This window comes from Lysinibacillus sp. CTST325 (assembly GCF_054665055.1).
In genome coordinates, this window is record NZ_BAAFHO010000001.1 from 1,027,263 (window position 1) to 1,051,456 (window position 24,194).

Annotated in this window: 21 protein-coding genes and 1 rRNA gene; 8 read left to right on the forward strand and 14 right to left on the reverse strand. The window is 38.4% G+C overall.

Annotation, left to right across the window (positions count from 1 at the left end):
• The first annotated feature begins 229 nt into the window (after positions 1-229).
• Positions 230-916, forward strand: a complete 687-nt coding sequence (locus tag ACYQ73_RS05255; RefSeq protein ID WP_460011471.1) for a Crp/Fnr family transcriptional regulator — start codon at positions 230-232, stop codon at positions 914-916.
• A gap of 450 nt (positions 917-1,366) precedes the next feature.
• Here ACYQ73_RS05255 and ACYQ73_RS05260 read toward each other — a convergent pair whose 3' ends face one another.
• The 3 genes from ACYQ73_RS05260 to ACYQ73_RS05270 form a co-directional block, all read right to left on the reverse strand.
• Positions 1,367-1,561 carry a hypothetical protein gene (locus tag ACYQ73_RS05260; RefSeq protein ID WP_460011472.1) on the reverse strand — a complete coding sequence of 65 codons (195 nt, stop codon included), beginning with the start codon at positions 1,559-1,561 and terminating at the stop codon, positions 1,367-1,369.
• Positions 1,562-1,730: 169 nt separating this feature from the next.
• A complete protein-coding gene (locus ACYQ73_RS05265) occupies positions 1,731-2,039 on the reverse strand; it encodes a metal-sulfur cluster assembly factor (protein ID WP_460011473.1) in 309 nt (102 codons plus the stop codon).
• A 53-nt stretch (positions 2,040-2,092) separates the two neighbouring features.
• Complete coding sequence (locus tag ACYQ73_RS05270) at positions 2,093-2,857, reverse strand: prolyl oligopeptidase family serine peptidase (protein WP_460011474.1); 765 nt, start codon at positions 2,855-2,857, stop codon at positions 2,093-2,095.
• Between the two features lie 121 nt (positions 2,858-2,978).
• Here ACYQ73_RS05270 and ACYQ73_RS05275 point away from each other — a divergent pair, with 121 nt between their 5' ends.
• Together ACYQ73_RS05275 and ACYQ73_RS05280 are read left to right on the forward strand one after the other, a co-directional pair.
• A complete protein-coding gene (locus ACYQ73_RS05275) occupies positions 2,979-3,788 on the forward strand; it encodes a Cof-type HAD-IIB family hydrolase (RefSeq protein ID WP_460011475.1) in 810 nt (269 codons plus the stop codon).
• A 261-nt stretch (positions 3,789-4,049) separates the two neighbouring features.
• Positions 4,050-4,907 (forward strand): DegV family protein, encoded by an 858-nt coding sequence (locus ACYQ73_RS05280; RefSeq protein WP_460011476.1) that lies wholly within the window; start codon positions 4,050-4,052, stop codon positions 4,905-4,907.
• A gap of 96 nt (positions 4,908-5,003) precedes the next feature.
• Here the strand turns inward: ACYQ73_RS05280 and ACYQ73_RS05285 are convergent, their stop codons facing one another.
• From ACYQ73_RS05285 to addB, 6 genes are all read right to left on the reverse strand, one after another.
• On the reverse strand, positions 5,004-6,527 hold the full coding sequence (locus ACYQ73_RS05285; protein ID WP_460011477.1) for an alpha-amylase family glycosyl hydrolase: 1,524 nt from the start codon (positions 6,525-6,527) through the stop codon (positions 5,004-5,006).
• A 356-nt stretch (positions 6,528-6,883) separates the two neighbouring features.
• Positions 6,884-7,252: a YisL family protein gene (locus tag ACYQ73_RS05290; RefSeq protein ID WP_460011478.1), complete on the reverse strand. Its 369-nt coding sequence runs from the start codon at positions 7,250-7,252 to the stop codon at positions 6,884-6,886.
• 214 nt (positions 7,253-7,466) lie between these two features.
• Complete coding sequence (locus ACYQ73_RS05295) at positions 7,467-8,369, reverse strand: fumarylacetoacetate hydrolase family protein (RefSeq protein WP_132363969.1); 903 nt, start codon at positions 8,367-8,369, stop codon at positions 7,467-7,469.
• A 313-nt stretch (positions 8,370-8,682) separates the two neighbouring features.
• Entirely contained in the window at positions 8,683-9,849 is a 1,167-nt protein-coding gene (locus tag ACYQ73_RS05300; protein ID WP_460011479.1) for a DUF418 domain-containing protein, read from the reverse strand.
• A gap of 90 nt (positions 9,850-9,939) precedes the next feature.
• Positions 9,940-13,656 (reverse strand): helicase-exonuclease AddAB subunit AddA, encoded by a 3,717-nt coding sequence (gene addA / locus ACYQ73_RS05305; protein ID WP_460011480.1) that lies wholly within the window; start codon positions 13,654-13,656, stop codon positions 9,940-9,942.
• 1 nt (position 13,657) lies between these two features.
• Complete coding sequence (gene addB, locus ACYQ73_RS05310) at positions 13,658-17,167, reverse strand: helicase-exonuclease AddAB subunit AddB (protein WP_460011481.1); 3,510 nt, start codon at positions 17,165-17,167, stop codon at positions 13,658-13,660.
• A gap of 73 nt (positions 17,168-17,240) precedes the next feature.
• Here addB and ACYQ73_RS05315 point away from each other — a divergent pair, with 73 nt between their 5' ends.
• Positions 17,241-17,429 (forward strand): hypothetical protein, encoded by a 189-nt coding sequence (locus tag ACYQ73_RS05315; protein ID WP_460011482.1) that lies wholly within the window; start codon positions 17,241-17,243, stop codon positions 17,427-17,429.
• A 128-nt stretch (positions 17,430-17,557) separates the two neighbouring features.
• Here the strand turns inward: ACYQ73_RS05315 and ACYQ73_RS05320 are convergent, their stop codons facing one another.
• The gene (locus ACYQ73_RS05320) at positions 17,558-18,187 is read right to left on the reverse strand and encodes a TVP38/TMEM64 family protein (protein ID WP_460011483.1); all 630 of its coding nucleotides are present in this window, start codon (positions 18,185-18,187) and stop codon (positions 17,558-17,560) included.
• A gap of 11 nt (positions 18,188-18,198) precedes the next feature.
• Complete coding sequence (locus ACYQ73_RS05325; protein WP_460011484.1) at positions 18,199-18,750, reverse strand: helix-turn-helix domain-containing protein; 552 nt, start codon at positions 18,748-18,750, stop codon at positions 18,199-18,201.
• Positions 18,751-18,874: 124 nt separating this feature from the next.
• On the opposite strand from ACYQ73_RS05325, the gene ACYQ73_RS05330 reads away from it, so the two are divergent.
• Both ACYQ73_RS05330 and ACYQ73_RS05335 read left to right on the forward strand, forming a co-directional pair.
• Entirely contained in the window at positions 18,875-19,606 is a 732-nt protein-coding gene (locus ACYQ73_RS05330; protein WP_460011485.1) for an AzlC family ABC transporter permease, read from the forward strand.
• Complete coding sequence (locus tag ACYQ73_RS05335; RefSeq protein WP_460011486.1) at positions 19,603-19,929, forward strand: AzlD domain-containing protein; 327 nt, start codon at positions 19,603-19,605, stop codon at positions 19,927-19,929. The genes ACYQ73_RS05330 and ACYQ73_RS05335 overlap by 4 nt, the downstream gene beginning before the upstream one ends.
• A 52-nt stretch (positions 19,930-19,981) precedes the next feature.
• Here ACYQ73_RS05335 and ACYQ73_RS05340 read toward each other — a convergent pair whose 3' ends face one another.
• Positions 19,982-20,212, reverse strand: coding sequence for a DUF2198 family protein (locus ACYQ73_RS05340; RefSeq protein WP_460011487.1), 231 nt, complete (start codon positions 20,210-20,212; stop codon positions 19,982-19,984).
• Positions 20,212-21,393, reverse strand: a complete 1,182-nt coding sequence (locus ACYQ73_RS05345; protein ID WP_460011488.1) for a PDZ domain-containing protein — start codon at positions 21,391-21,393, stop codon at positions 20,212-20,214. The genes ACYQ73_RS05340 and ACYQ73_RS05345 overlap by 1 nt, the downstream gene beginning before the upstream one ends.
• Positions 21,394-21,624: 231 nt before the next feature.
• On the opposite strand from ACYQ73_RS05345, the gene ACYQ73_RS05350 reads away from it, so the two are divergent.
• A complete protein-coding gene (locus tag ACYQ73_RS05350) occupies positions 21,625-22,341 on the forward strand; it encodes a hypothetical protein (protein ID WP_460011489.1) in 717 nt (238 codons plus the stop codon).
• Positions 22,342-22,577: 236 nt separating this feature from the next.
• Positions 22,578-23,126: a GNAT family N-acetyltransferase gene (locus ACYQ73_RS05355; protein WP_460011490.1), complete on the forward strand. Its 549-nt coding sequence runs from the start codon at positions 22,578-22,580 to the stop codon at positions 23,124-23,126.
• Between the two features lie 689 nt (positions 23,127-23,815).
• Here the strand turns inward: ACYQ73_RS05355 and rrf are convergent.
• Positions 23,816-23,931 (reverse strand): 5S ribosomal RNA (gene rrf, locus ACYQ73_RS05360).
• Between the last annotated feature and the right edge of the window lie 263 nt (positions 23,932-24,194).

Genomic DNA, 24,194 nt, shown 5'->3' on the forward strand with positions numbered 1-24,194 from the left:
CATTCTGTTTCACAAAAAAATGTTTGACCTTTTTTGACTAACTTTATTTTACAACATACGACAAACCTTCGCAAAGAATTAGCCCTAAAATTTCTTCTCTTATAACTGGGAAACTACGTTATAATAAAAGTATGTTTCTTAGATTTAGTATCGAAATTGTTCACCATCCTTTTGTAATAATTAGATAATTTTTACAAAAAGAAAGCGATGTGTTGGAGATATGGTTATAATGGATAATATACAAGAAAAATTTCACGATTTTTTTCAAAAGCACGGTATTTTCATTAAAGTGAATAAGGATAGTAAAATTTTTTTAGAGGGCGAACGTGCGAAAGAAATATATTATATAAAAACAGGCGCTATCTCGATTAGTCAGGAAACGGAGAATGGAAAGGAATTAACCATTCGTATTTGTGGTCCAGATAGTATTATTGGTGAAGGCTCATTATTTTGTAATCTTGCATACAATTCCATGACTGCTAAAGTTTTAGAACCCTCTAGTTTATATGTACTAAGCCGTGAATCATTGGAACTTTTACTAGTGGAACAACCTGATTTAATGGTGGAATATATGAAGTGGTTGCAAACAGAAAATTTAAAACATCAAAGTCGTTTGCGTGATTTAGTTTTAAATGGTAAAAAGGGCGCTTTATTTTCTACACTCATCCGCCTTTCGAATACTTATGGTAAACCTACAGAAAATGACACTATTTATATTGACCTCCCATTAACAAATACAGAAATCGCTAATTTATGTGCGACGAGTCGAGAAATGATTAATCGTATGCTTAATGACTTAAAAAAGCAAAATATCATATCCTTTGAAAAAGGTTATATTACCATTCACGATGTACAATTTTTAAAGGATGAAATCGCCTGTGAGAATTGTCCGTTACAAATATGTCGTATCGATTAAATCGTTACACACAAAAACCCCGCTTATGAGTTATAAGCGGGGTTTTCATATAATGATCAAGGAAATCATTGTGAATATTTTAATCTTTAAATGAGGGGGATTTCCGTTCCAGGCTACTCGCTTTCCTGTGGGCGAGCGTCGAGCCGCTTCCTCCGCTGAAGGAACGAAGGCTAAGTGCGTCACGTCCTGTGACAACGCCTTCGTGACCAACATCGTGTTGGCCTCAGGGTCTCGCCTGTCTTGCTTTCCCACGGGAGTCGAGTAGCCTTCCACTCCAATTAGCGATAACGTAGAACTTTTATAAATTTTATATTATTTCAAAAGTGAACGCTATGGCTACTCACCATAATCAATCAGAAGAAATTTATAACAGTAATGCTATTGTACACCTAATCTTGCTGACGCTTCACTTTCGCACAAAACACTTCTTGCTGAAATTCCGTTTTATCGCTATAAATTAAAGTAACATGCCAGAAGATACATACTAAGAGAAGTGGTTGATTGGAGTGGAGGCTGGGCGACTCCTTGGGGATCAGCAATAGAGGAGCGAAGGCTAAAACCATCACGTCCTGTGATAACGCCTTCGTGACCAACATCGTGTTGGCCCGAGACCCTGGAGCGAGCGTCGCGAGTGAAGCGGCTCATCGGACGCCCCCAGGAAAGCGCCCAGCCGGAACGGAAATCAACCACACGTTTTGCAGAGAGCCATACTTTTTTTGACACCTAAATTCCATTGAAACTATAGTTTTTCGACAGCAAAAATCCCCGCTCACTTCATTGCAAGCGGGGATTTTTTATTGTGCTTTAAGTGGACTTAGCGTACACCTAATGCCATTTTTGCATAGCGTGACATTTTATCTTTTGACCAAGGTGGATTCCATACAATGTTGACATTTGTACTTTTTACCTCAGGCAGCTCACTTAATGCCGTATTCACTTGATCAACAATAACAGGTCCCATTGGGCAACCCATAGACGTTAACGTCATTGTAACGGTTGCTGCACCCTCTTCATCTAAATCTACATCATATACTAAACCTAAGTTGACGATATCAATACCAAGCTCAGGGTCAATTACATTCTCTAATGCACCGAACATGCTGTCTTTCATATCTTGATCCATTTGTATTTCTCCTTCCGTCACAGTGTTAACTTAATCATAGCAGATGCATCTTATTATGCCAAATGCTGTGCAAGCCATTCAGTTGCTGCTAACATACCGTTTCGTGACACAGCATGGCCCGCTCTTTTATTAGCTAAGAATTCTAAGTCTTCTGGATTTTTTTCATAATATTTGCGTAAAGTTAAATAAAAATTATACGTTTCATTAAAAGGTACAGTTTTATCTAATTCCCCATGCCAAAATAACACAGGTCGTCCTGCGAATTTTTCTGGTGTTAAGCTGACATCATATTTAGCAAGAAGCTCATTCGTTTGTTGTACTTCTTCTTCAGACATTGGCAAATCTACACCGCTTTTAGCGAATTGCTGTAATTGATACTCCGCTAATTTAAGAAATCCTGGTGCGCCCATGCATACTGCTGCTGTTTTAATCCAGTCATAACGCTTTAAACAGCCTGATGTTACAATTCCACCCATCGATGTACCAGCAACGCCAATTTTATCATTCAGTAATAATTTTTTATTCTTTAATTCATTATATAATTGTTCAACTTCATGAATAGAATTTAAAACAATATCCCAAAAATGTAAGCTCATTTTCATCTCAGATAGGCCTTCACTACGGTCGCCATGTAATTTTGCATCTGGTAATAGGACACGCACCCCGTTGCCTACTAACTGGTATGCATAATGTAAGTTATGTTCTTTTGCGCTCATAAAGCCATGTAAAAAAATCACTACTGGGGTTGTTTCATTCATATTTTCTGTATGTATATGTAATAAAGGAATATTTCCCCACAATTCTTTTTCAACAATCATCTTTGTCACTCCCAACTTTTGTCTCATCTTTATGTTAGCAAACTTTTCTCGATGTGACAAAATTTTGACGAATGGTTTACAAAGAGATACTATTCAAATTATAGGAAAGGGGCAATGAGCTATGAAACCGCATTTAATCGTTTTAGACTTAGATGGTACGTTATTAACGGACCAACAACAAATTTCAGCTAAAACTAAAAAAACATTATTGCAGGCAAAGGAACAAGGCCATCAAGTTATGATTGCTACAGGTCGTCCTTATCGTGCGAGTGATATATATTATCACGAGCTTGGCCTTACAACGCCCATCGTGAATTTTAATGGTGCTTACGTCCACCATCCAAAAAATGCTGCTTGGCAGACTATGCATACTCCTATTGATTTAGGCGTAGTGCATAATGTCGTCGAGTCCATTAATAGCTATGAATACGAAAATATTATTGCGGAAGTTAAGGACGATATTTACGTGCATACAGAGGATGAACGGATATTAAATATTTTTAACATGGGGAATCCAAAAATCACTCTTGGAGATCTCTATACCCATTTACTTGATAACCCAACTAGTTTACTGATTCAAGCGAATGAAGTAAATTCCATGATTATTCGTGATCATTTACAGGCAGTTCATGCTGAGGTCATTGAGCATCGCCGCTGGGGAGCACCACTTCACATTATAGAAATTGTTCGCCGCGGCTTAAATAAAGCAGTGGGAATCGCTCATGTAGCAAAAGATTTAGGTATCCCACGCGAGCGTATTATTGCATTCGGTGATGAAGATAACGATTTAGAAATGATTGATTACGCCGGCATCGGTGTAGCGATGGGCAATGGTATTCCTTCTTTAAAAAATATTGCCAATGAAATTACCACAACCAATAATGACGATGGCATCGCTAAAATACTCATCGATCGCTTGAAATTAACCTAATTAATAAATACCCCATTTTTTCTCTTTAACTTTATTCAGGAGTACCTCTTTTTTCGATGGTTACTTATTGAATAAAGTTAAAAATCCTGGGTTGCAATTATACTGAAACTCGATATGATAATATATCTATATAACATTTCATTTAGAAATAGTTTAGAGAAACATAGAGTGGAAAGTGAAAGCTCGACACTTGTTCACCTGTTATGTAGTATAGGTATTTGAAAACTTCTCATATAGAATATTAAATTAGGGGGACAAATGATGAAAATTTTTACTGATAGTGGATGCGATTTACCAAAGTCTTACTATGAAGAAAACAATGTTGAACTTCTTCCACTACGAGTGCAATTGAACAATAATGAATATGATGATGTCATTTCAATTGATTCGAAAGAAATTTACGATGCTATTCGTCAAGGTGCTCATCCAAAAACATCCCAAGTATCACCAGAGATTTTTCTCAACCATTTCGAAAATCTAGCAAAGAATGAAGAGGAAGGGATCTATATTGCCTTTTCATCGGAATTATCAGGCACCTATAATACAGCTGTGATGATTCGCAATCAAGTACAGGAGCAATATCCTTCCCTTAAATTAGCTATTATCGATTCTAAATGTGCTTCACTTGGTTTTGGCCTAGTAGTCGAAGAAGCCGTTCGACTCCGAAATACAGGTGCTTCATTGGAGGAACTTGAAGCAAAAATTACTACCCTTACCCCTCAAATGGAACACTTATTTACAGTAGAGGATTTAGATTACCTTGCTAAAGGTGGGCGTGTATCAAAGGCAAGCGCATTTCTTGGAGGGCTCCTTAGCATTAAACCTATTTTAAATGTAGAGGACGGGAAACTTGTACCGATTGAAAAATCTCGCGGACGCAAAAAGGCCATCGCTCGCATGTTAGATTTAATGCAAGAACGTGGCGATGATTTTTCTGAGAAAATTATTGGTATTAGCCATAGTGATGATGTGGACTTTGCCAACGAAGTAAAAGCTTCTATCCAAGAAAGATTTTCACCAAAAGCCATTCAAGTAACAATGATCGGTTCAGCTATCGGTTCACACGTAGGACCTGGTACAATTGCCATCTTCTTTACGAATAAAAGCTATCAAGCTTAACAAAAACCCCCTCCGCACTTAAAAAGTGTTGAGGGGGTTATCATTTTATCTTGTATGAACTGCCTGCAAAATCAATAAGGGATGAAGCACCCTTTATTATTGAGCATCTTGCTCATTACGACGTACTTTACCTCGTCTAATAATAACAACTACAAATCCTATGAATATAACCCATACTAATCCTAGTGCTACCATATAAGGTACATTTAATCCTTCATCATCTCTAACTTGATAAATCTCTACCATTTCACGATCTAATATAACCGGATACACGTCTTTTTCATTAATACGAACTTTTTCCTCGTGTAAAATACCATTCAACATTTTACCTTCTCCAAGCTGAGCAGGTGTTAAATCAACGCGTTGTGTTTTACTAGTGTTGTTAACCATGATGACCCATTTCTCTTTAGCAGATGTTCGTGTAAATACAAGTAGGCCATTTTCATTTGTAATAACTTCAAAATCACCGTTGCGTAATGTCTCAGATTTATTACGTAAAGATTGAACATTTTTAATATATTCGATTAACTCATCATCTGTTTTAAAGTTGAAAATTTGGTGCGTATCTGGCTTTGTTTCCCCGTTCATCGCAATTTCTGTACCATATTGCACAACTGGAACCCCTGGCATCATAAATAAAGCACCCATCGCCATTTTCAAACGCGTTGGTGGGAACATATTTTCAGCTGCAGAATCAAATGTAAAACGACGCGTTTCTAGGGAATCAACCATAATTTGAGTTGGCTTCTTATCTGTAATAGGTTCCATCAACTTAGAAGAATCCATATCAACATTTTTAAATATATTACGGTAAATATCAGCCGTAGCCGGTGAAATACTTGCATCAAAGTTTGCATCACTTTCTTCATTAGAAATCACATAGAGCGATTTTTTCGAATCTTTTAACGCCTTGATCACTGCATTGATAAATTCTGTATCGGCACCAGCAATATTTGTTAAACGCACCCCACCAACATCATATGTAGAGACAAAATCTGTTGCAGATTTAATAAGTGCTTCTTGTACATCTTTGTTTGTTAAATCCCACTGTACTTGTCCATTATTTGTTGAAGCAATCCAATCCTTTTTCGCTGGATCCTTTGCCCACTCATGATTTGGACTTACATTGTTTAGTGGGAAATCAACCATGATCGATACATTTTTAGCTTTATAGGCCTCAATGACGCTATGAAACTCCTCAGCTGTACCAAAATGACGCTCAATTGTAGAGTAGCTCGTCGGCATCGATCCATCATATTTCTCAGTGGCAAAAATCGGACCAATGGAAGCAATTGTAAAGCCCATTTCTCCGATAAATTTTAGTTTATCCTGTAAACCTGCAAAATCGCCTCCTGCAAACTTAGTAGGATCTTGCGTATTTGTATCAAAATCGTTAGTGCCCGAACCATTAAAGAAACGGTCAACGAGTAAATCATAGATGCTTTCTTCTGCAATCGTTCTTGTCGATGCCTCATCAGCATGTGCAATTGGTGTAGCACTCACTAATGAAGTTGCTAGTAAAAGCGATGCAGCTGTCGCACTTATCCACTTCTTGAATTTCACTTTTATTCCCTCTCTTTCAAACCAATCCATCGTCATTTTACCAAATAAAATAGTCACGTCGCTATCATTTAAAAATATTTTCCGAAAATGCAAAATTAATTACGACAAAAAGGTGTCAACTTCTCCTATAAATTCATTTAGGGGCTTGGTCGGGGGAGCATAGCATTTTTCGGACCACCTGAGCAGTTTACGGTCTACCCGAGCGATTCTTCGACTTACCTGATCAGTTTTCTGACCTACCCGATCACTTCTCCGCTTGCCTTATCAGTTTTCTGACCTACCCGATCAGTTTTCTGACCTACCCGAGCACTTCTCCGGCATACCTCTGATCAGTTTTTCAAGCTCCTAAGCGATTGCCAGCTTCCCCCAAAAATAAAAAGCCGTGAAGCGAAAACTTCACGACTTTTACAAAATTAGGCTAAGAAATCTTGACCCATTGGTAATTTGAAGCCTAGGAACAATGTAATCAATAAGAATACTGCAAATAAAATCCAAAACATGCCTGTTGGTTTATTTTTCTTTTGACGAACTAATACCATTTCCATCATCCCAATAACTAAAATACCGCCTAGGAATTTAAAGCCGTAGAGCATACCCATATTAAAATCCATGCCTTTAATGAATAGTGCCCCACCAGTAATAATAATTAAAACGTAAAATAAACGTAATGTCATATGTAAGCCTTTTGACTGCTTGCCCATTAATGCTGCAATTAAAAAGATTACGATTGCAACTACCCAAGTAGTAATATGCAAATGCGTTTGGCTAGTTAAGAAATTCATTATTGTCCCACCTCATATTCTTTTTTCTATCAAACTCTATCCTACCATGTGATGGAAAGGGTTTCAAACATTACAATAGTGTTCATGTAATATACACATTAATTATGCCTCGGCATAATTGCCGCTGACGCTTTGCTTTCGCTACAGATAAACAATGCGTCTGGAAAGGAGTTAAAAATCCGCGGAGGTAAACTCACGCGGATTTGAAATAGTATTATTCAAAATGATTTACTAAAGTACCAATGCCTTGGATAGACACTTTCACAGTATCCCCAGCTTTTAAGAATTGTGGCGGATTCATGCCTTTGCCAACACCCGCTGGAGTACCTGTTAGAATAACATCTCCTGGCTCTAATGTTACATGCTGAGATAAAATCGATACTAATGATTCTACAGTGAACATCATATCTTTTGTTGAGCCGTTTTGACGCACTTCGTCGTTCACTTTCGTTACCACTGTTAGATCTTGTGGATTTGGAATTTCATCTTTTGTTACAAGGTAAGGTCCAAGTGGACAAGTTCCTTCCAAGCTTTTTCCTAAGAAGAATTGCTTATGTTTTTCTTGTAAATCACGGGCTGTTATATCATTGGCAATCGTGTAGCCAAATACATAATCGTATGCTAAGTTTTTCGGAATATTTTTACCACGTTTACCAATGACAACTGCTAATTCGCCTTCATAATCCATTTTCGATGAAAGATCAGCATGAATAGAAATCGTTTGGCCATCAGCAGCAATTGCAGTCGGCGATTTTGTAAATACCATTAAGTCTATTGGAGCTGCCTCAGCACCCATTTCTTTAGCATGTTCATCATAGTTTTTCCCAATACACATAATGTTTTTTGGTGTGCGTGGAATCGGTGATAACCACTCAATCACTGTAAATTCACGTTTGAAGCTTTCTGCACGGTCTGATTTTTCAGCGGCTTCTACTAATTTACGAATCTGTTCAACAAAATCAAAGCCTAGAGCAATGCCATCTACAATTGAACTTGAAAAAGAAGGGAGAACTTGAAGTTCATTTTGAATAGCGAGTACATCCCATACTGCTTCTTCTTTTTTTACTTTTGGTCCAAAGCTTACATGTCCACCTAATTTAAATGATAAAATTTTCATGATTTTCAGAGCTCCTTCTTTTTTCTACATGATACAACAATATTATAGGAATTGCCTTACTTTTGCGACAACTATTTTTATTCCTATTAAACGATTGGCTCTTCACCATAAATTTGGTCGATTTCAGTTCCGACTGGGCGCTTTCTTAGGGCGCCCGCTTCACTATCCCAAACTTTTGATAATGAGCCAAATCGCAATTAATTATTCTTAATATACAAGACGCATTCATTCACTTTATGTTGCCGTCACATTAAAAATGAAGACTGATTTTCAAATGTAGATTACTCACTTTCGTAAGAGAATCAAGCACTAATTAACCTGCTTTAATTTTCGCTTTATATGTTAATTTGCGCCATAAAGCCTCTAACGGACCTTGTTGCCATTTCGCCAGCCAAATTTCTGCCACAATCATTTGGACAATTATAATACTGACTGCTATTAACACGCCTGTTGCGACGCTCACCTTTCCATACCAGCCAAATCCAAATTGATAAAATAAACATGTTCCAATGATCGATTGAAGTATGTACATCGTTAATGACATGCGCCCCATTTTGGCAAAAGGACTAAGTAGCTTTGAGACAACTGGAAGTAAACAAAGTAAAACGATGAGCCCAATGTAGCCTACTGCTAAAATTGGACCACCCATGTAAACTTTCAAGTAGTCTAATAAATACGTACGTGTAAACATGATCGGTAAGCTCTTGATGAAAATACCAACTGCTAACCCAGCTATAGCTAATGCTAGCCAAAGCCATTTTAGCTCCCTTGCTCGTTCCACTAAACGCCATTTAGAGGCTGCCGCCCCAATTAACATAAATGGTAAAATTGTGAATAATGCCACGAACCACATGCCGATCCCCGCCTGAACCGATAAATCAGTTAAACGTTGCATAAATGCATCCATCCAACTGCCCGTTCCGTAAGCAGTTATCGCCTGCTCTACGGAAGTGATATCTAAATACTCATCAATTTTCGTATTAAAATTAATATATCCTACAACAAATAACATAAACGCTTGCATAACGCCGTTAATCATAATACTGATTGACAATAACCAAATTGGATGTAGACGTAGTAAAAGTAATAAAAAAATGCCACAAAATGCATACATCATCAAAATGTCGCCCCACCAAATGAGCACCGCATGTATCAAACCAAATACAAATAATACAGAAAGTCTTCGCAGTCCTATCGCATAAAAATTTTGTTCACGACTTTGTGCTTTCTGCCATTGCATAGCGAGTCCATAGCCAAATAACATGGCAAACAGTGGATAAAAGCTACTTTGTACATAAATATCTAAATTTTGCTGCCACACCATATCTGACGGTGTTGTAAACCATGATGCCAAATCAATATATGGCATTGGCAAATAAAAGGCAAACATATTAACGAGTAAAATGCCTAGTAAGCTAATACCACGTAAAATATCTAATGTTGCGACGCGTTCCTGCAACATAGTCGGTTTTAACTCCACAAAATAGCCTCCTCTATGTATATGGCGAAAACAGGGCTATAACATTCATTCCCTTATATGTTTAGATAGCCCTGTTTACACCGAGTTCACTTATGCTTGTAAAGCCCGTTCAATATCGAATAAATATAGAACCTTATCACTTACTTTAATGTGAAGGATAGATTCAATCGCCTCACTATAAACTCTCAGCTGAACACCATATCGATCTAAGAGTTCCTTCGTTAGCGCTGGTTCCTCAGCAAAATGTGATTGAATACGATCTGTCTTATAATCAAGCAAAATCCATTCACCATTCTCATCCTCAAATAAGCAATCAATAATCCCTTGTACAATTTGAGCGTCGCCATCTTCATCTACTCTACTAATCGTAAATGGCAGCTCTCTTCGGATTGTTTTTGCTTTTTTAAAGCGTTTTCCAATATCTGTTGTAAAGAAATTATATATTTTTTTCCATGGAACAACCTTGCCCTCAGCCTCGGTCAGAAGCTGCCTTGCCACTAAATGAGCGACAAACTCCTTCACCTCCTGTACATCCGTAAAACCGTTTTGAGGTACATGCTGCATGACTGTATGGACAGCTGTTCCTATTTCTGCACCTGTCATCTGTTTGTCCTGTAAAAAGGTTGGACGGGGCGCAATAGTTGTCGTTTTTTGCTTAGAAGGTACTGAAAAGTAATATTCAGGCTCCTCCTGTCGCTGTAGATTTTCTAAACGTTTAATTTCACTAACAGATGTTTTGGAGCGTTTTTGTGTTGATTTTTGATATGCATACTGTGCTTGAAAGCGCATCGCAATTTCCGACAGCAAAGCTTCGTCCTCTGGCGTTTCTAGCAATGGCTGTATGTCATCCTCTAACACCTGTATGTCATACGCATAATGGCTTGTTTCAACGGCACGTACCCACCAATGCGATACATCTTCAGGTGCCTTATAAGTGGAAGAAGCAAGTGTTGCAAAATCTGCGTGTCTAGCAACTGCAGGTCCAAGCCAATCAAAATAGCTATTAGCTCTCGCGCGTAAATATTCCTGTAGTGGGGCATCCACCGGCAAGCTTTGAGCATCCTGCCAGTTATCGAGCGTTTTACTCCAATTTTTCACGGAGCCTACTAAAATAAGTCGCTCCTTCGCACGTGTCATCGCTACGTATAAAACACGCATTTCCTCCGCACGCATTTCAAGCTCCTTTTTCTCCTTCAGAGCTAAAAATGGTAGAGATGTATACGTAATACGATTTTCTGGATCAATTGCCTTCACGGCAAGGCCAAAATCTTGATCGAATAAATATGGATTGTGGAAATCCATTTTATTAAACGGTCTCCCCATCCCTGCAACAAAGACAACAGGGTATTCCAAACCTTTTGAAGAGTGGATCGTTACAAGACGCACAACATCATCCTTTTCTCCAATCGATTTAGCTGTTCCTAAATCATCCCCACGCGTACGCATACGATCAATAAAACGTAAAAAGCGAAATAGTCCTCGAAAGGCTGTTTTCTCATACATTAAAGCACGATCATGTAAAATGCGTAAGTTGGCCTGACGCTGCTTACCATTCGGCATCGCCCCAACCATCTCATAATAATGCGTGTCTAAATAAACTTTCCAAATTAAATCTGACAGTGAACCACGTCGTGCTAAATCTCGCCAGTTTTCAAATGCTAGCATAAATCGTTGAAGCTTCACAAAAGTGTCTGATTGCACACCATGCCCATCACTGCGAATAAATTGCCTTAATGCATCATAAAATGGCGCTTTTTTATCTGCTAACCGTATTTTGGCTAGCTCATTTTCTGTTAAGCCAACAAATGGTGCGCGTAACACTGAAGCTAAAGGAATATCCTGATATGGATTATCGACAACCTTAAGTACATTCAGCATAATCATGACTTCAAGCGCATCAAAATACCCTTTAGAGGACTCCGCATAAAGAGGGACTCCCGCAAGCTTAAATTCCTCAACTAAATCAGTTGACCATGTCATTGAACGCATTAAAATCACAATATCACTATATTTTAACGGACGTTCTGTCTTCGTTTTTGTATCGAATACGGTTGTCCCATCCTCCATCATCTGCTGAATACGCTCAATGATAAAACGTGCCTCATACTGTGATTTTTTTAATTCCTCTAGTTCAGAGGCGTCACTTGTAATGTCTTCCGCCTCTTCGTCCAACGCCTCTTCTTCAGGAGGATGCATGATGACTAACTCTACCGGAACTTCTTTATCATCATACGGTGCTGTTGGCTTTAATGAAGCATTTTCATCATAAAGAATTTCTCCTACACGCTCACCCATAATTTGTGCGAATACATAGTTTGTAGCGTTCAATACTTCTTTTCGACTACGGAAATTAGCATTTAAATCTATACGCATTCCCGTTAAATCTGGGACCTCTAGAAACTCACTATACTTTCGCATAAAAAGCTTCGGTTCTGCTAAACGGAAACGATAAATACTTTGTTTCACGTCCCCAACCATGAATAGATTTCCATCTTGCTCACTACCCGTTTTCACAAGCTGCAATATTGTTTCTTGAAGCATATTTGTATCTTGGTATTCATCAACAAGTACTTCTTTAAAGCGTTGTTTCAAGTCTAGTGCAACAGGTGAAGACTGTAATTCACCTTCAACGTCTACAGTTAAAATTTGCAATGCGAAATGCTCTAAATCCGAGAAATCAATAATTCCTCGTTCTAATTTTGCCATGCGGAACTGTTCACTAAAAATATTTGTTAAGTCGACTAATGTTCCGATCGTCGGACCCATTAATCGTATTTCTTCAAGCAAGCGTGCAGGAGTACGAACAAAATAAGTCTCTTTCAGCTTGTTCACAATTTTTTTAGCTGACTCACGTTTTTTCTTGGCAAGCTCCTGTAGCTCCACATCCACTAAAGCATCCTTTGATACACGCTTTAAAGTTGACCATTTCACCGTACCAAAATAATCAAAGAGTTCCTGCCACGTTCCTTCACGACTAATGCGAATACCTTCCTGAATCATGGCAAAATCCATTTCTGCAGTTTCAGCATATGGTGCAGGTCCCTCGGGCTGTAGCGTAATGGCACGCATTTCAGAAATTAAGACGAATGCCTCCTCAAGACTATGCTTGACTGTTAACTTCACATATTTCGACAGCTCTAAATCATCAATGGTCACATCCGCGGCTAAGTCATACGTCTCTGGTAGACTACGAAGCCATTTTTGAGGCTCTGCATGAACACGAGACGTATCATAAAGCTTGCTTATTAATGTTTCAATAGCTTGATCATCACGATCCGATGTAAAGCTATCAACAAGGCGGTAGATTGCTTGAACCTGAGCCTCATCCTCAGAATCGTAAGCATCTTCTAATACTTCTGCTAATATATCGTCCCTTAGCAACGCAACCTCCGCCTCGTTCGCTATACGAAAGCCTGGGTCGATATCTAACATATAGGCATACTGTTTAACAATGGCTAAACAGAAGGAATGCAGCGTTGAAATTTGTGCTTTATTGACCAGGCTTAGCTGGCGTCGTAAATGGTTGGAAGTTGGATTTTCTGCTATTGCCTTTTCAAGTGCCTCCGCCATACGGTGACGCATCTCAGCAGCAGATGCATTTGTAAATGTTACGACAAGTAACTCGTCCACATTGATGGGATCCTCTATCGCCACTACCTTTTCAATCATGCGATTAATAAGTACTGCCGTTTTACCAGAGCCTGCAGCAGCCGATACAAGTGTATCCTGACCGCTTGCATAGATGGCCTTCCATTGGTCGTCCGTCCACGTTACTTCCGCTGGCTTTTCGGGTATTTTTTGTACCAACTTACTTCATCTCCTTCCGAATTTTCTCAACGATATAATTCGGTTTTGCTTGCTGTAACTGACGATAGCCTTGCTTGCCATCAGACGGGTCAAACTGGCAAACAGCTGTAAATTGACAGTAGTCACATGCTGTTTTTGTTTTAAGTTTATAAGGACTAATAGACGTATCCCCTGCTAGAATTCCATCACCAGCCTCTTGATGCTTGCGCCGTACAAAATGCTGTAGATTCTTCATATCATTAACAGGTACAATACGCGACTGAGATTCTGACGGTGTCCCATCTTTCTTCATATAGACAGGAATAATTTTTGAATGCCCACTCGATTCTTCTAATTGCTCGTCCATCGATAAAATGGCCTCCGCATTTTCTGACAAAAGACCTTTCATTTTGTATTGTTTTAAACGGTCTTCCTCAATTTCGCTATCGCTTAAATCCTTATCAAGCTTTAGCATTGGGTTGTGAACATGTACATAAAGAACCCCGGCTGGCTCTGCTTCACCTGGTAGCCAGTAAGATGAATTTTCCATTGCCACATCTAAATACGTTAGTACTTGCAGAGACAATCCGTGGTACACCTCATTCAAATCTAAATCACGAGCTGATGATTTATAATCGACGATCCGTAAATAAGAGCGGTCATCAATGGACGCACTATCCACCCTATCAATACGACCTCGCATAAACATTTTCTTACCACCTGTTAAATCGATCTCAAGTGGTGGTAGCTGTTCATTTTGTCCCGGTCCAAATGATGCCTCAATAGCAATTGGCTTAAAGTGGGATACATTCGCATGCTGCGTAAGTGCCGTCATTGTTCGCTCGACAATACGAATAAGCTTACGTTGAATGTAACGATAACGTGCGCTAGACAGTAAGATTTGATGAGAAAATACCGGCACAATTTGCTCTACGGCTTGACTTGCTAATTGTTTAATTTGCTGCTTTGTTAAACGTATCCACGATAATTGCAGACGGTGTGTCTCCTCCGTAATCCATTTCAATGCTTCATGGAATAAATCGCCCATTGCAAATGTTTCTAGTCTGTACTCTGCCCGCTCTTCAAGATGAAGTCCATACGTTGTAAAATGTGAAAATGGGCAACGGAAATATTTCTCAACACGAGACACACTAGATGTTAGCTTTTGACCATATAATTCCTGAGTGATGTAGTTTTCTAATGGCTCTGCTTCATTTTTATGAGTGATTGGATGTAAAACTCGATTATAAATAAGTGCCCAATAAGGGTCCTGTCTATAAAATTTTTGTAAAGCGAGCCACTCTGGCGCTAGCTCTCGACTATGTTCAGCTTGGCGTTTTTGCACCATTAAATGTGCTAAAGCTGTACGTGGATGGCGTAAATACGGTAATGCACTTTCATCCAATAGTTCAATTGGATCGATTACAACTCGCTCGATCTCGACACCGCTCAAAAGGCCAGCCGTTTTATCATTGCCGATAATTTTCTTTATATACAGTGAAGACAGTAGCGCCTTGCCTTCTTCATCTGCCGTTGGATAGGACATATATATTTTATCGGATGGCGTCGTTAAAGCTCGATATAGCAAGAAATTTTCCTGTAGTAAACGATTTTTAGATGTCGGCGCTAGCTCATAGCCAATTTGACTAAACCATTCACGTTCGTTATCTGACAGCAATCCCTCATAATCCATACGAGTTGGATAGACTCCATCATTCATTCCTAAAACAAAAGCAACTTTTATATTAGATAAACGAGCTAAATCAACTGTCGCTACCATGACCTCATCTAATGTAGGCGGGATACGCGAAAATTCTAATGTATCAAAGCCCTCATCTAAAATTTTCGCCGCTTCCTCCACGGACATCTCCTGCTCTCCAAACATATACACAAACTGATCGAGCACTGCAATCCATTCTTTCCACGCTTGATCATGCTCACTTGCAGCTAATGCATCTCCTCGATCAAGTTCACGGTCTTTCATTGCTTGAAGCTTTTCATAAACATTTAAACGCTCCATCAACTCAAATAAAGCTATCGCTACATCTCTACCTGTTGTCGCCACTTCCAGCTTGTCCTGTAATGATTTAAGCGGCTGACGAATTTCGTCACGAATAGCCTCGATTTCTGCCTGCATAGCACGTTCTTCGTCCGTCTGCACTCGTGAATGGAATTCAAGCCCACGATACTTTTTGAAAAACCATCGAGCTTCCTCAAACCAACGCTCACCAAAGACGCCCTGTGCTAAACAGTAGTTTTCTAAACGATCTGCTCGCTCACGCCAAACATTTAATTCAGCATGTAACGGGAAAAATAGATCTGTTTTCACACTACGAAAAACCGGTTCATATTTCCAATTAGAAGTAATAACCTCTAAAGCAGATCGACTAAGTTCAATTAAAGGGTGATGTAGCATCGTCTTTTTCGAATTTGTAAAAATAGGAATTTCATATTGTTGGAAAATTGTTGTAATAAGCGGGTCATAGACATCCGCTTGTCTATAAAGAAGTACTATATCTTGATAACGATACCCCTTCTCTCTCGTCAGCTTTGTTATTTCCCGGGCAATGGCATGTATCTCCGCACGTCGATCAGATGCTTCAAACAACATTACATCACCTGAAGTTTCTTTCGCTTGAGGCACCATATCAGCAAATCGGGCTTCCATATGTTGCAAATCACTAGACTGGAAACGATACGTATTATAGAAATGCAATGGTGCTTCAACTTCAATGCCTTCTTCAGATGCAATGTCGTGTAAACGTTGGTTCGTTGAAGCGGCTTCATGGAATAAAGATTGCTCATCATAAACTTCATCGATATGGTCAAAGGGAAGAACTACCGTTACCTGTTTCGTCACCTTTAATAACTCTTTTACAAGCTCTAATTCTCTTACTGTAAATGCTGTAAAACCATCTATATAAATTGACGCCTGCTTCATCGTCTCGGAGCATTTAAGTTGCTCGGTTAAAATCGGATAATACCCCTCACTATCGACATATGTCGTGCCAAGCCGTTCCTCCAAAGCTTGCAAAACTACTTGTAAATCATTCGTCTTCGCTTGCAATGTATTTGGCGCATCAATGGCCTGCAAAGACACTGCCACTTCAGCTAGCACCGAACTATTTACACTATAACGACTAAACTCTCGTAATAGCGTTTCAATTTCCTCCGTAAAGCCTCGTTTCCCAGCTGCTTGTCGAAATAATGAAAACTCACTTTTTTGTTCCTCTAAAAGTTTGCGAATAAGCATTCGATAACCATAGCCATTTACTTCTTTTCGAGCAATACCACCCGTTTCCTGTAATACTAGCCATGCTAATCGTTTAAATGTCATGACCTGCGCACGGATTAAGCCTTGCAAGCCATGCTTATTCGTAAGCTCATACTCCGTTGAATAAGACATCTGGTCAGGTACAATCACAAAAATTGGATGACCTAACGGATCTGTTTTAAGTTGCTCGACAATCTCTTGATGAATAAACGTTGATTTACCCGTCCCTGAACGTCCTGATACAATACGCAATGTCATGTACTTTTCTCCTTCTGTTTATAATCTATTTAAAAAATGTTAGTCGTAAATATTTTGGGCTTTGCTACTCAACATGGCCGGCTCTATCTTAGAGCTGATCACTTTGCTGGGCCACCTGAGCAGTTTTCGCTTTGACCCGATCACTTTGCTGGCCAAACTGAGCTGTTTTCTCTTTGACCCGATCACTTTGCTGGTCTACCTGAGCAGTTTTCGCTTCGACGCGATCACTTTGTTGGTTCCCCCGAGCCTTTCACTTCTCTAACTATGCATGTTAATATTTTATCTAAGCGCTACTCCATATTACTCGAGCACTGCCTACGTAATTGTAATATAAAAAACCCCTTCTCTCATTTTACATGATAAAAGGGGTAAGATGTGCATATTCAACTTTCAACGTTGATGATTTTTCGTCAATTTTCTCGCATGTTTTAAGTCTTTTTCTACCCTTGCATTTAATCGTTTCTCCATAAGCTTGCCAACCCACCAAAGCAAGACAATCGCAACAGCTGCAATAATCAGTCTTACAGGGCTCGTTAGGAGCGACTTTAAATCGTAACCAAGCACGCTCATTCCTAAAATCATAACAAACTTCCCAGCCAATAACACCACTAAATAAAACTTTTTATGAATATGTGATAGCCCCGCTACAATGTTTACAATGATTGAGGGGGTAAAAGGAAAACAAAGTAACACGAACAGAGGACTAATGCCATTCATATCTACCCATTTAATTAGCTTCTCTACTTTTTTACTGCCTGTTACAAATCGAAGCTTTGGATGCTTGCCAAAATGTCGGACAAGCAAAAATACGGCATATGACCCCGCTACAGATCCTATCCAGGATAATAAAAAACCTAACCATAAACCAAATGCGCTCGCATTGGCGACAACGAACACGACCAAAGGTAAAAACGGAAAAAACGCCTCTATAAACGTTAAAAATAAACCAATGACTGGGCCAAGCGTTCGATATTGTGCCGCAATCTGCTCAATATTATCTACAGTAAACCATTCACTCAAAATCGACACCTCTATTTATATTGCAATATTAAATGTAAAATTGTTAATTCTTCCGAAGTATTTTTATACTCATGTGGTTGATGTCCTGAGAATACTAGTGTATCCCCTTCTTCTAGTAATTCATGCATCTCCCCAGCAGAAATAATGGCCTGCCCTTGGATTACAGTCACAGTTTCCTCTACCCCTTCTGTGTGGGCTTCACTTCTACTGAAAGCACCAGGCTCCATTTCAACCCTATAAAGTTCCCAGCCACGATCTGGATTATAAGGAATAATGGAATACACACGATATCGCCCCTCATCTTCATCTACACGTGGCGCATCCTTACTACTAAATTTCATGAAGTGTGCTGTCGGTGCTTGTAATAATGAAGAAAATGAAGTGCGCATTCCCGCAGCAATTTTCCAAATCGTTGATACTGTGGGATTTGCCTCCCCTTTTTCAATTTGGGCAAGTTGAGCTTTACTTACCCCTGTAGCTTTGGCAACATCATCTAAGCTTAAATGACGTTGTTGCCGGATTTTCTTTAATTGAAATGCCAAATTTCGACTCATTTGCTCCATTTTTATTCACCAATTTCTATTGTTTATTTTATCAGACATATGTATACTTTAATAAACACCACGAACTATCAGACTATTCCAGTATTAGTATACATGGAAATTTATAAGAAAGGACGATCTATTTATGACAAGCACAACAGATTTTCGGAATGAAACAACAAACACGCCAGACGATAGCTTTTTACAAGGCGTTAAAGATTGTGTCCCCACGTTACTCGGTTATATTAGCATAGGACTCGCTTTTGGTGTTGTAGGTTCCGCTTCTGGGTTATCTGTATTCGAAATTGCACTATTAACTATACTCATCTATGCAGGCTCCGCACAATTTATCTTCTGTGCGCTTCTTTTAACAAATAGCCCTGCTTCTGCTATTATTGTAACCATTTTTGTCGTAAATCTACGTCATTTATTAATGAGTTTAACATTAGCTCCGCACTTTACACGCTATTCCATGCTGAGAAATGTTGGTTTCGGCACATTATTGACGGACGAAACATTTGGTGTAGCCGTTACAAAGCAAATGCAAACCGGTAAATTACATGGCAAATGGATGGATGGGCTGAATATAACTGCTTACCTATTTTGGATTCTATCTTGTGTAACTGGTGCATATTTAGGTCAATGGATAGCAACGCCTGAAAAATGGGGCTTAGATTTCGCATTGATTGCTATGTTTGTGGCACTTCTTGTTCTCCAGCTTAACAGTGTAGGTAAAAGTAAAATAATGCATTATCTTATGTTAATCGGCTATATGGTTGTCTTTATGTATGGTCTTTCTTATATTGTGCCTTCTCATGTGGCTGTTCTTCTTTCAACAGTTATTGTAGCAACTATAGGGGTGGTGACAGATAAATGACGACAACTGCTACTATGGTATGGCTCATCATTGGCTGTGCACTTGTAACTTGGCTACCACGCATTATTCCTTTTATATTCGTTCGAAATGTGAAGCTTCCAGAGGTTGTATTAAAATGGCTAAGCTTTATCCCAGTTTGTATTTTGAGTGCTCTTGTTATCGAAAACTTATTGGATACAGAAAACGGAAAAATTGTTACACTCAATTGGCCCGTATTTATTACCTTTGTGCCAACGCTTATGATTGCGCTTGTTACCAAAAGCTTATCTATTACAGTTGTAGCAGGGGTTATCATTATGGCAGCCGTAAGATTTTTCATGTAAAAAGGTCAGTCTTAAAAGTGAGAAAGCTATCACTTTGGACTGACCTTTTATATTAATTTTTATGTTTTTTCATTTTACTTGCTAGCCAAAAGCCTACTGTTAACGAAAATGCATCGATTATGAATAGCATAGGTGTCGAAGTATGACCTGCATAGACAGACGCCGCAATAAGCGCAATTGCCAATATTAATGCAACATACCGATTATACGTAATTCTAGTAAACATTAATACGAGTATTGCTGGTAAAAATAACGCTAACATCATTTTCCCGAAAACATCCATCATATATCCCTCGGCTCAGCTAGTAATAATCCAATACGATAATGATCATTGCTATATATAACATGCTGTGTTAAGCGTATTTCATTGTTACGATCTATTACTTCTAGACGACAATGGGCAGCATTTAATTGCAAAGCCTCGTATAAATCATTTTCAGTAAAAATGGCCTGACCGTTTACTTTACGAATACATTCTCCTGCCAGTAAGCCCATTTTTTCAGCAGGTGAATCAGGTAAGACAGCCGCAATAATAGCGCCCTTTGAATTTGGGGCAACCGCATAAATGTCCGTTTTATCTTGCAGCGCATAGAAGATTGAAATAATGATACGAATCACTGCACCAATTGCCAACGTGATAAAGCCAATAAATGGCTCAAACGCTGCAGCAAGTCCGCCTATTAAAATTAACTGCCCTAGTATTAGCACTGCTCGGCCAATTTTAGGCAATTGCAAAGTCGGTAATTCTTTTCTAGTAAGCTTTGAAAAGCCTATAACAAGTGGAAATAGTACGAGTGAAAAGGTACTCTCTCCTAATGTAAATTGCGGCCAATAAGGGAAATCTACTGGAATAATATCACCAGGTATGACAAAGAAAATTGGCAATACCCATACATTTCTTGAACGATAGACAATTGCCTGCATACCTCGCTTCGTCTTTTCAACTCGCGGTGTCGTTACCTTCATAGCTGTTCGACGAATTAATATACCCTCGGCAATCACACTTAAACCTGCTAAAATCGTAATCGTTATAATGGAACCATCTAATAAATTTACACCTTCTAAAGAGATTTTCCACCAAGAAAATGTCCAATTGTAATGGTACATCAACCACATTGCTAATGTCGCAAGCCCCATCGTATAGATAGGTGAAAGTGCATTAATGAAGAACAATAATAGTGCCAACGCAGAAATTGCGATTAAAATCATTAAAAAAGCTTTAGGCACTGTTAAACCTAAACCAACACTTATAAGTGAAATGAGGAGTGCATTTAGCCATCCATATTTCCATTGGCCAATTAGCTCTGTCCAACCCCAAATAATACGTCTATTAAAAAATTTCCGCTCCTGCTTTACACGACTATACCCTAATAAAACCGCAAATAACATTGCGATATACATTAATGGGTTAATTAAAAAGCGGCCAATCGCTGTTACAATTTCTATTAAAATATCACTAACCATACGAACACCCGCCGTTTCTTTCTTGAATACTATGATTTTATTGTATCAAACGACTACACTCTTGCGTAGTACAATCTAGTAGAAAGCTTTCTATTCTTATTTTTTTATCGTATTCAGCGGATTTTAAAACGTTGCAGGTGTGTCGATTACCATTTTTATAAATCAATTTGAACATTCTAACATTTCTTGTAACTTTAATTTATGATAAGTGTCTAATAACTAGGAGGTGTTATGTTGAAAGTTCTTAAAAATATGCTATTTATTTCTGTATTTACTTTGTTGATATCTTCTTGCAATAACTTCACTTTTCTTAAAGGGTGTCCTGATGCGGAAATTGAATGGGTGGATGTGCTGATGATTAATGATATACAGTATGAGCATCATTTTCCAGAGTCAGCGAATGAAAATCTCCCTATAACGATTGAAAAAGGTAAAGAACTTGGTAAAGTAACATATAAAATGGCTGACAGTGCATGTAGTAATCACAAGATGCAAAATGGTGATGCGACATTTTTAAAAGAAGGAACAATCGTTTCTGAAATAAAAGGATATCCCACTTCCTTGATTATTGCTGCAAATAATGATGTTTATGTAGCCAACACAAATAAAAAGGCAAAAACAGTAGGAGAACTTTACCCTATGGATAACTTGGTGAAGAATATCTATTTTGAAAGCACTGAAGATGGCAAGAGAATACACACATTCTCACAGTCTTCTAAGGATACGTTCCTAGCCGCATTTTATGAATTAAAATTAGAAGATGTACAATCATTAATTGATGTAGGTAAGCTAGAAGGTACACGTATATTTTTAGGGATTGAACTTAATAATGGTGTTTCGTTTAGGCTGCTTTACTGGAGCGATACTAATACATTCCATAATGGAGCAATTGGAAACGATAAGATAAAGGAAGTTATTAACTATGAACTATCAAATCTAAAAAAATAATACCAGTAATGTAATAAAAATTCCTTCAATCATGAGTTGAAGTTAATTTTCATATTGTGCTATCAAAGTTGTTTCTACAACTTGAGATGCTTTTTACTAACGATGCAGTTTAGCTACAGAAGGGCGTATTTTGGTCAAGTTGTGTAATAGATTACTATATAATGTAAGTGAGAAATTTTAGAATAGAAAATATTATAAGATTACTAAAACCAATATTTATAGAGGGAGACTGTATGATGAGTAAATTTCCAATCATAGAAACAGAAAGGTTAATTTTAAAAGAAGTGACACCAGAGGATGCTAACGATATGTATAAATACCTATCAGATAAAGACGTTGTTAAATATATGGGGTTAGAACCTTATGAATCCCCAAATGACGTCTTGAGCGAAATAAGATGGTATAAATCTATATTGGAAGAAGGTACAGGTATAAGGTGGGGAATTACACAGAAAAATATTGGTGTTGTTATAGGTAGTTGTGGCTTTCTTAATATGCACCCTAAACATTTTCGAGCTGAAATAGGGTTTGAATTAAATAAAAAATATTGGGGCCAAGGAATAGCTGGTGAAGCTTTAGAAGCTGTTATTAAATATGGCTATAAACATTTTGAAATGGAACGAATTGAGGCGCTAATTGATCCTGCGAATTTATCATCACAAAAATTAGTAGAAAATCAAGGCTTTAAAAGAGAAGGTTTATTGAGGCATTATGAATATACTTGTGGAAAATTTGATGATTTATATATGTACTCAATCATTAAAGGAGACCTCAAACGAATGTGAACTACTCGCCACTTAGCAAAGCTTAAAGTGAGAGCTTCCCAGTTCCCCGACGAAAGCAACCTTTCGTCTCCCTGAGCGTTACTTTGGAGTGTTCCGACCCTAGATGTCCAACGTCTGGACGCTCTTTTGGTACGTTTAATATTTTACACAGAAACCGAATCGCTTGATTTTCGCACTCTATTTTCTTTCCTGCAACCTCATATATCGAATGATCCAAGAACTTCATATAGCTAGTTATCAAAAGTTTTCGGCTATGCTAAACCGAAATTCACCGTTGGGCTAGCGCTCTTCACACGTTTGAGGTTAAAAAGGCAGAGTATCCTTATGTCGCTAATGGGGGCTTTAGTCCAACAAGAACTACAAATAAAAATCAAACTTATTTATAAAATCCGTATACTAAATTACCGGAAAAGAAAACATTTTAATCAAACTTTGTTCAAGGTGCTTTCTTTTCGTTTACTAGAAAAAATAACTTTTAGAATTACTTTTAATCAAACTTTATTCCAAACAAATCTTTAGGTCCTGGATCTTCGTCAGCTAGTGCTCGGTATTTTGCTCCATCGTCTATTTTTCAACCTTCGGCTAAATAGTCGGCAGAAACCACAATCATTTCATAGTATTATTTAGGTTAATCTGCTGGAAAATTGCACATAAAAAAGCCGAGGAATAAATCCTCGACTTTTTTATGTGCCTAGCGACGTCCTACTCTCACAGGGGGAAGCCCCCAACTACCATCGGCGCTAAAGAGCTTAACTTCCGTGTTCGGTATGGGAACGGGTGTGACCTCTTTGCCATCATCACTAGACTATTTTCGGCTTTCAATATACGTCGTATTTCTTCGTCAGCTTCTGTCGTTCAGTCAGTCACGTACTTGAGTACGCTCCTTCCTTCTCTCCATCGCTTCCTCGAACTACTCGTATCTTGAAACCCTTGGTTGAAAGAATTATTCTTTCAAAACTGGATAAACGGTGCATTGAATGTTTCAAACTTTTTTGGTTAAGTCCTCGATCGATTAGTATTCGTCAGCTCCATGTGTCACCACACTTCCACCTCGAACCTATCTACCTC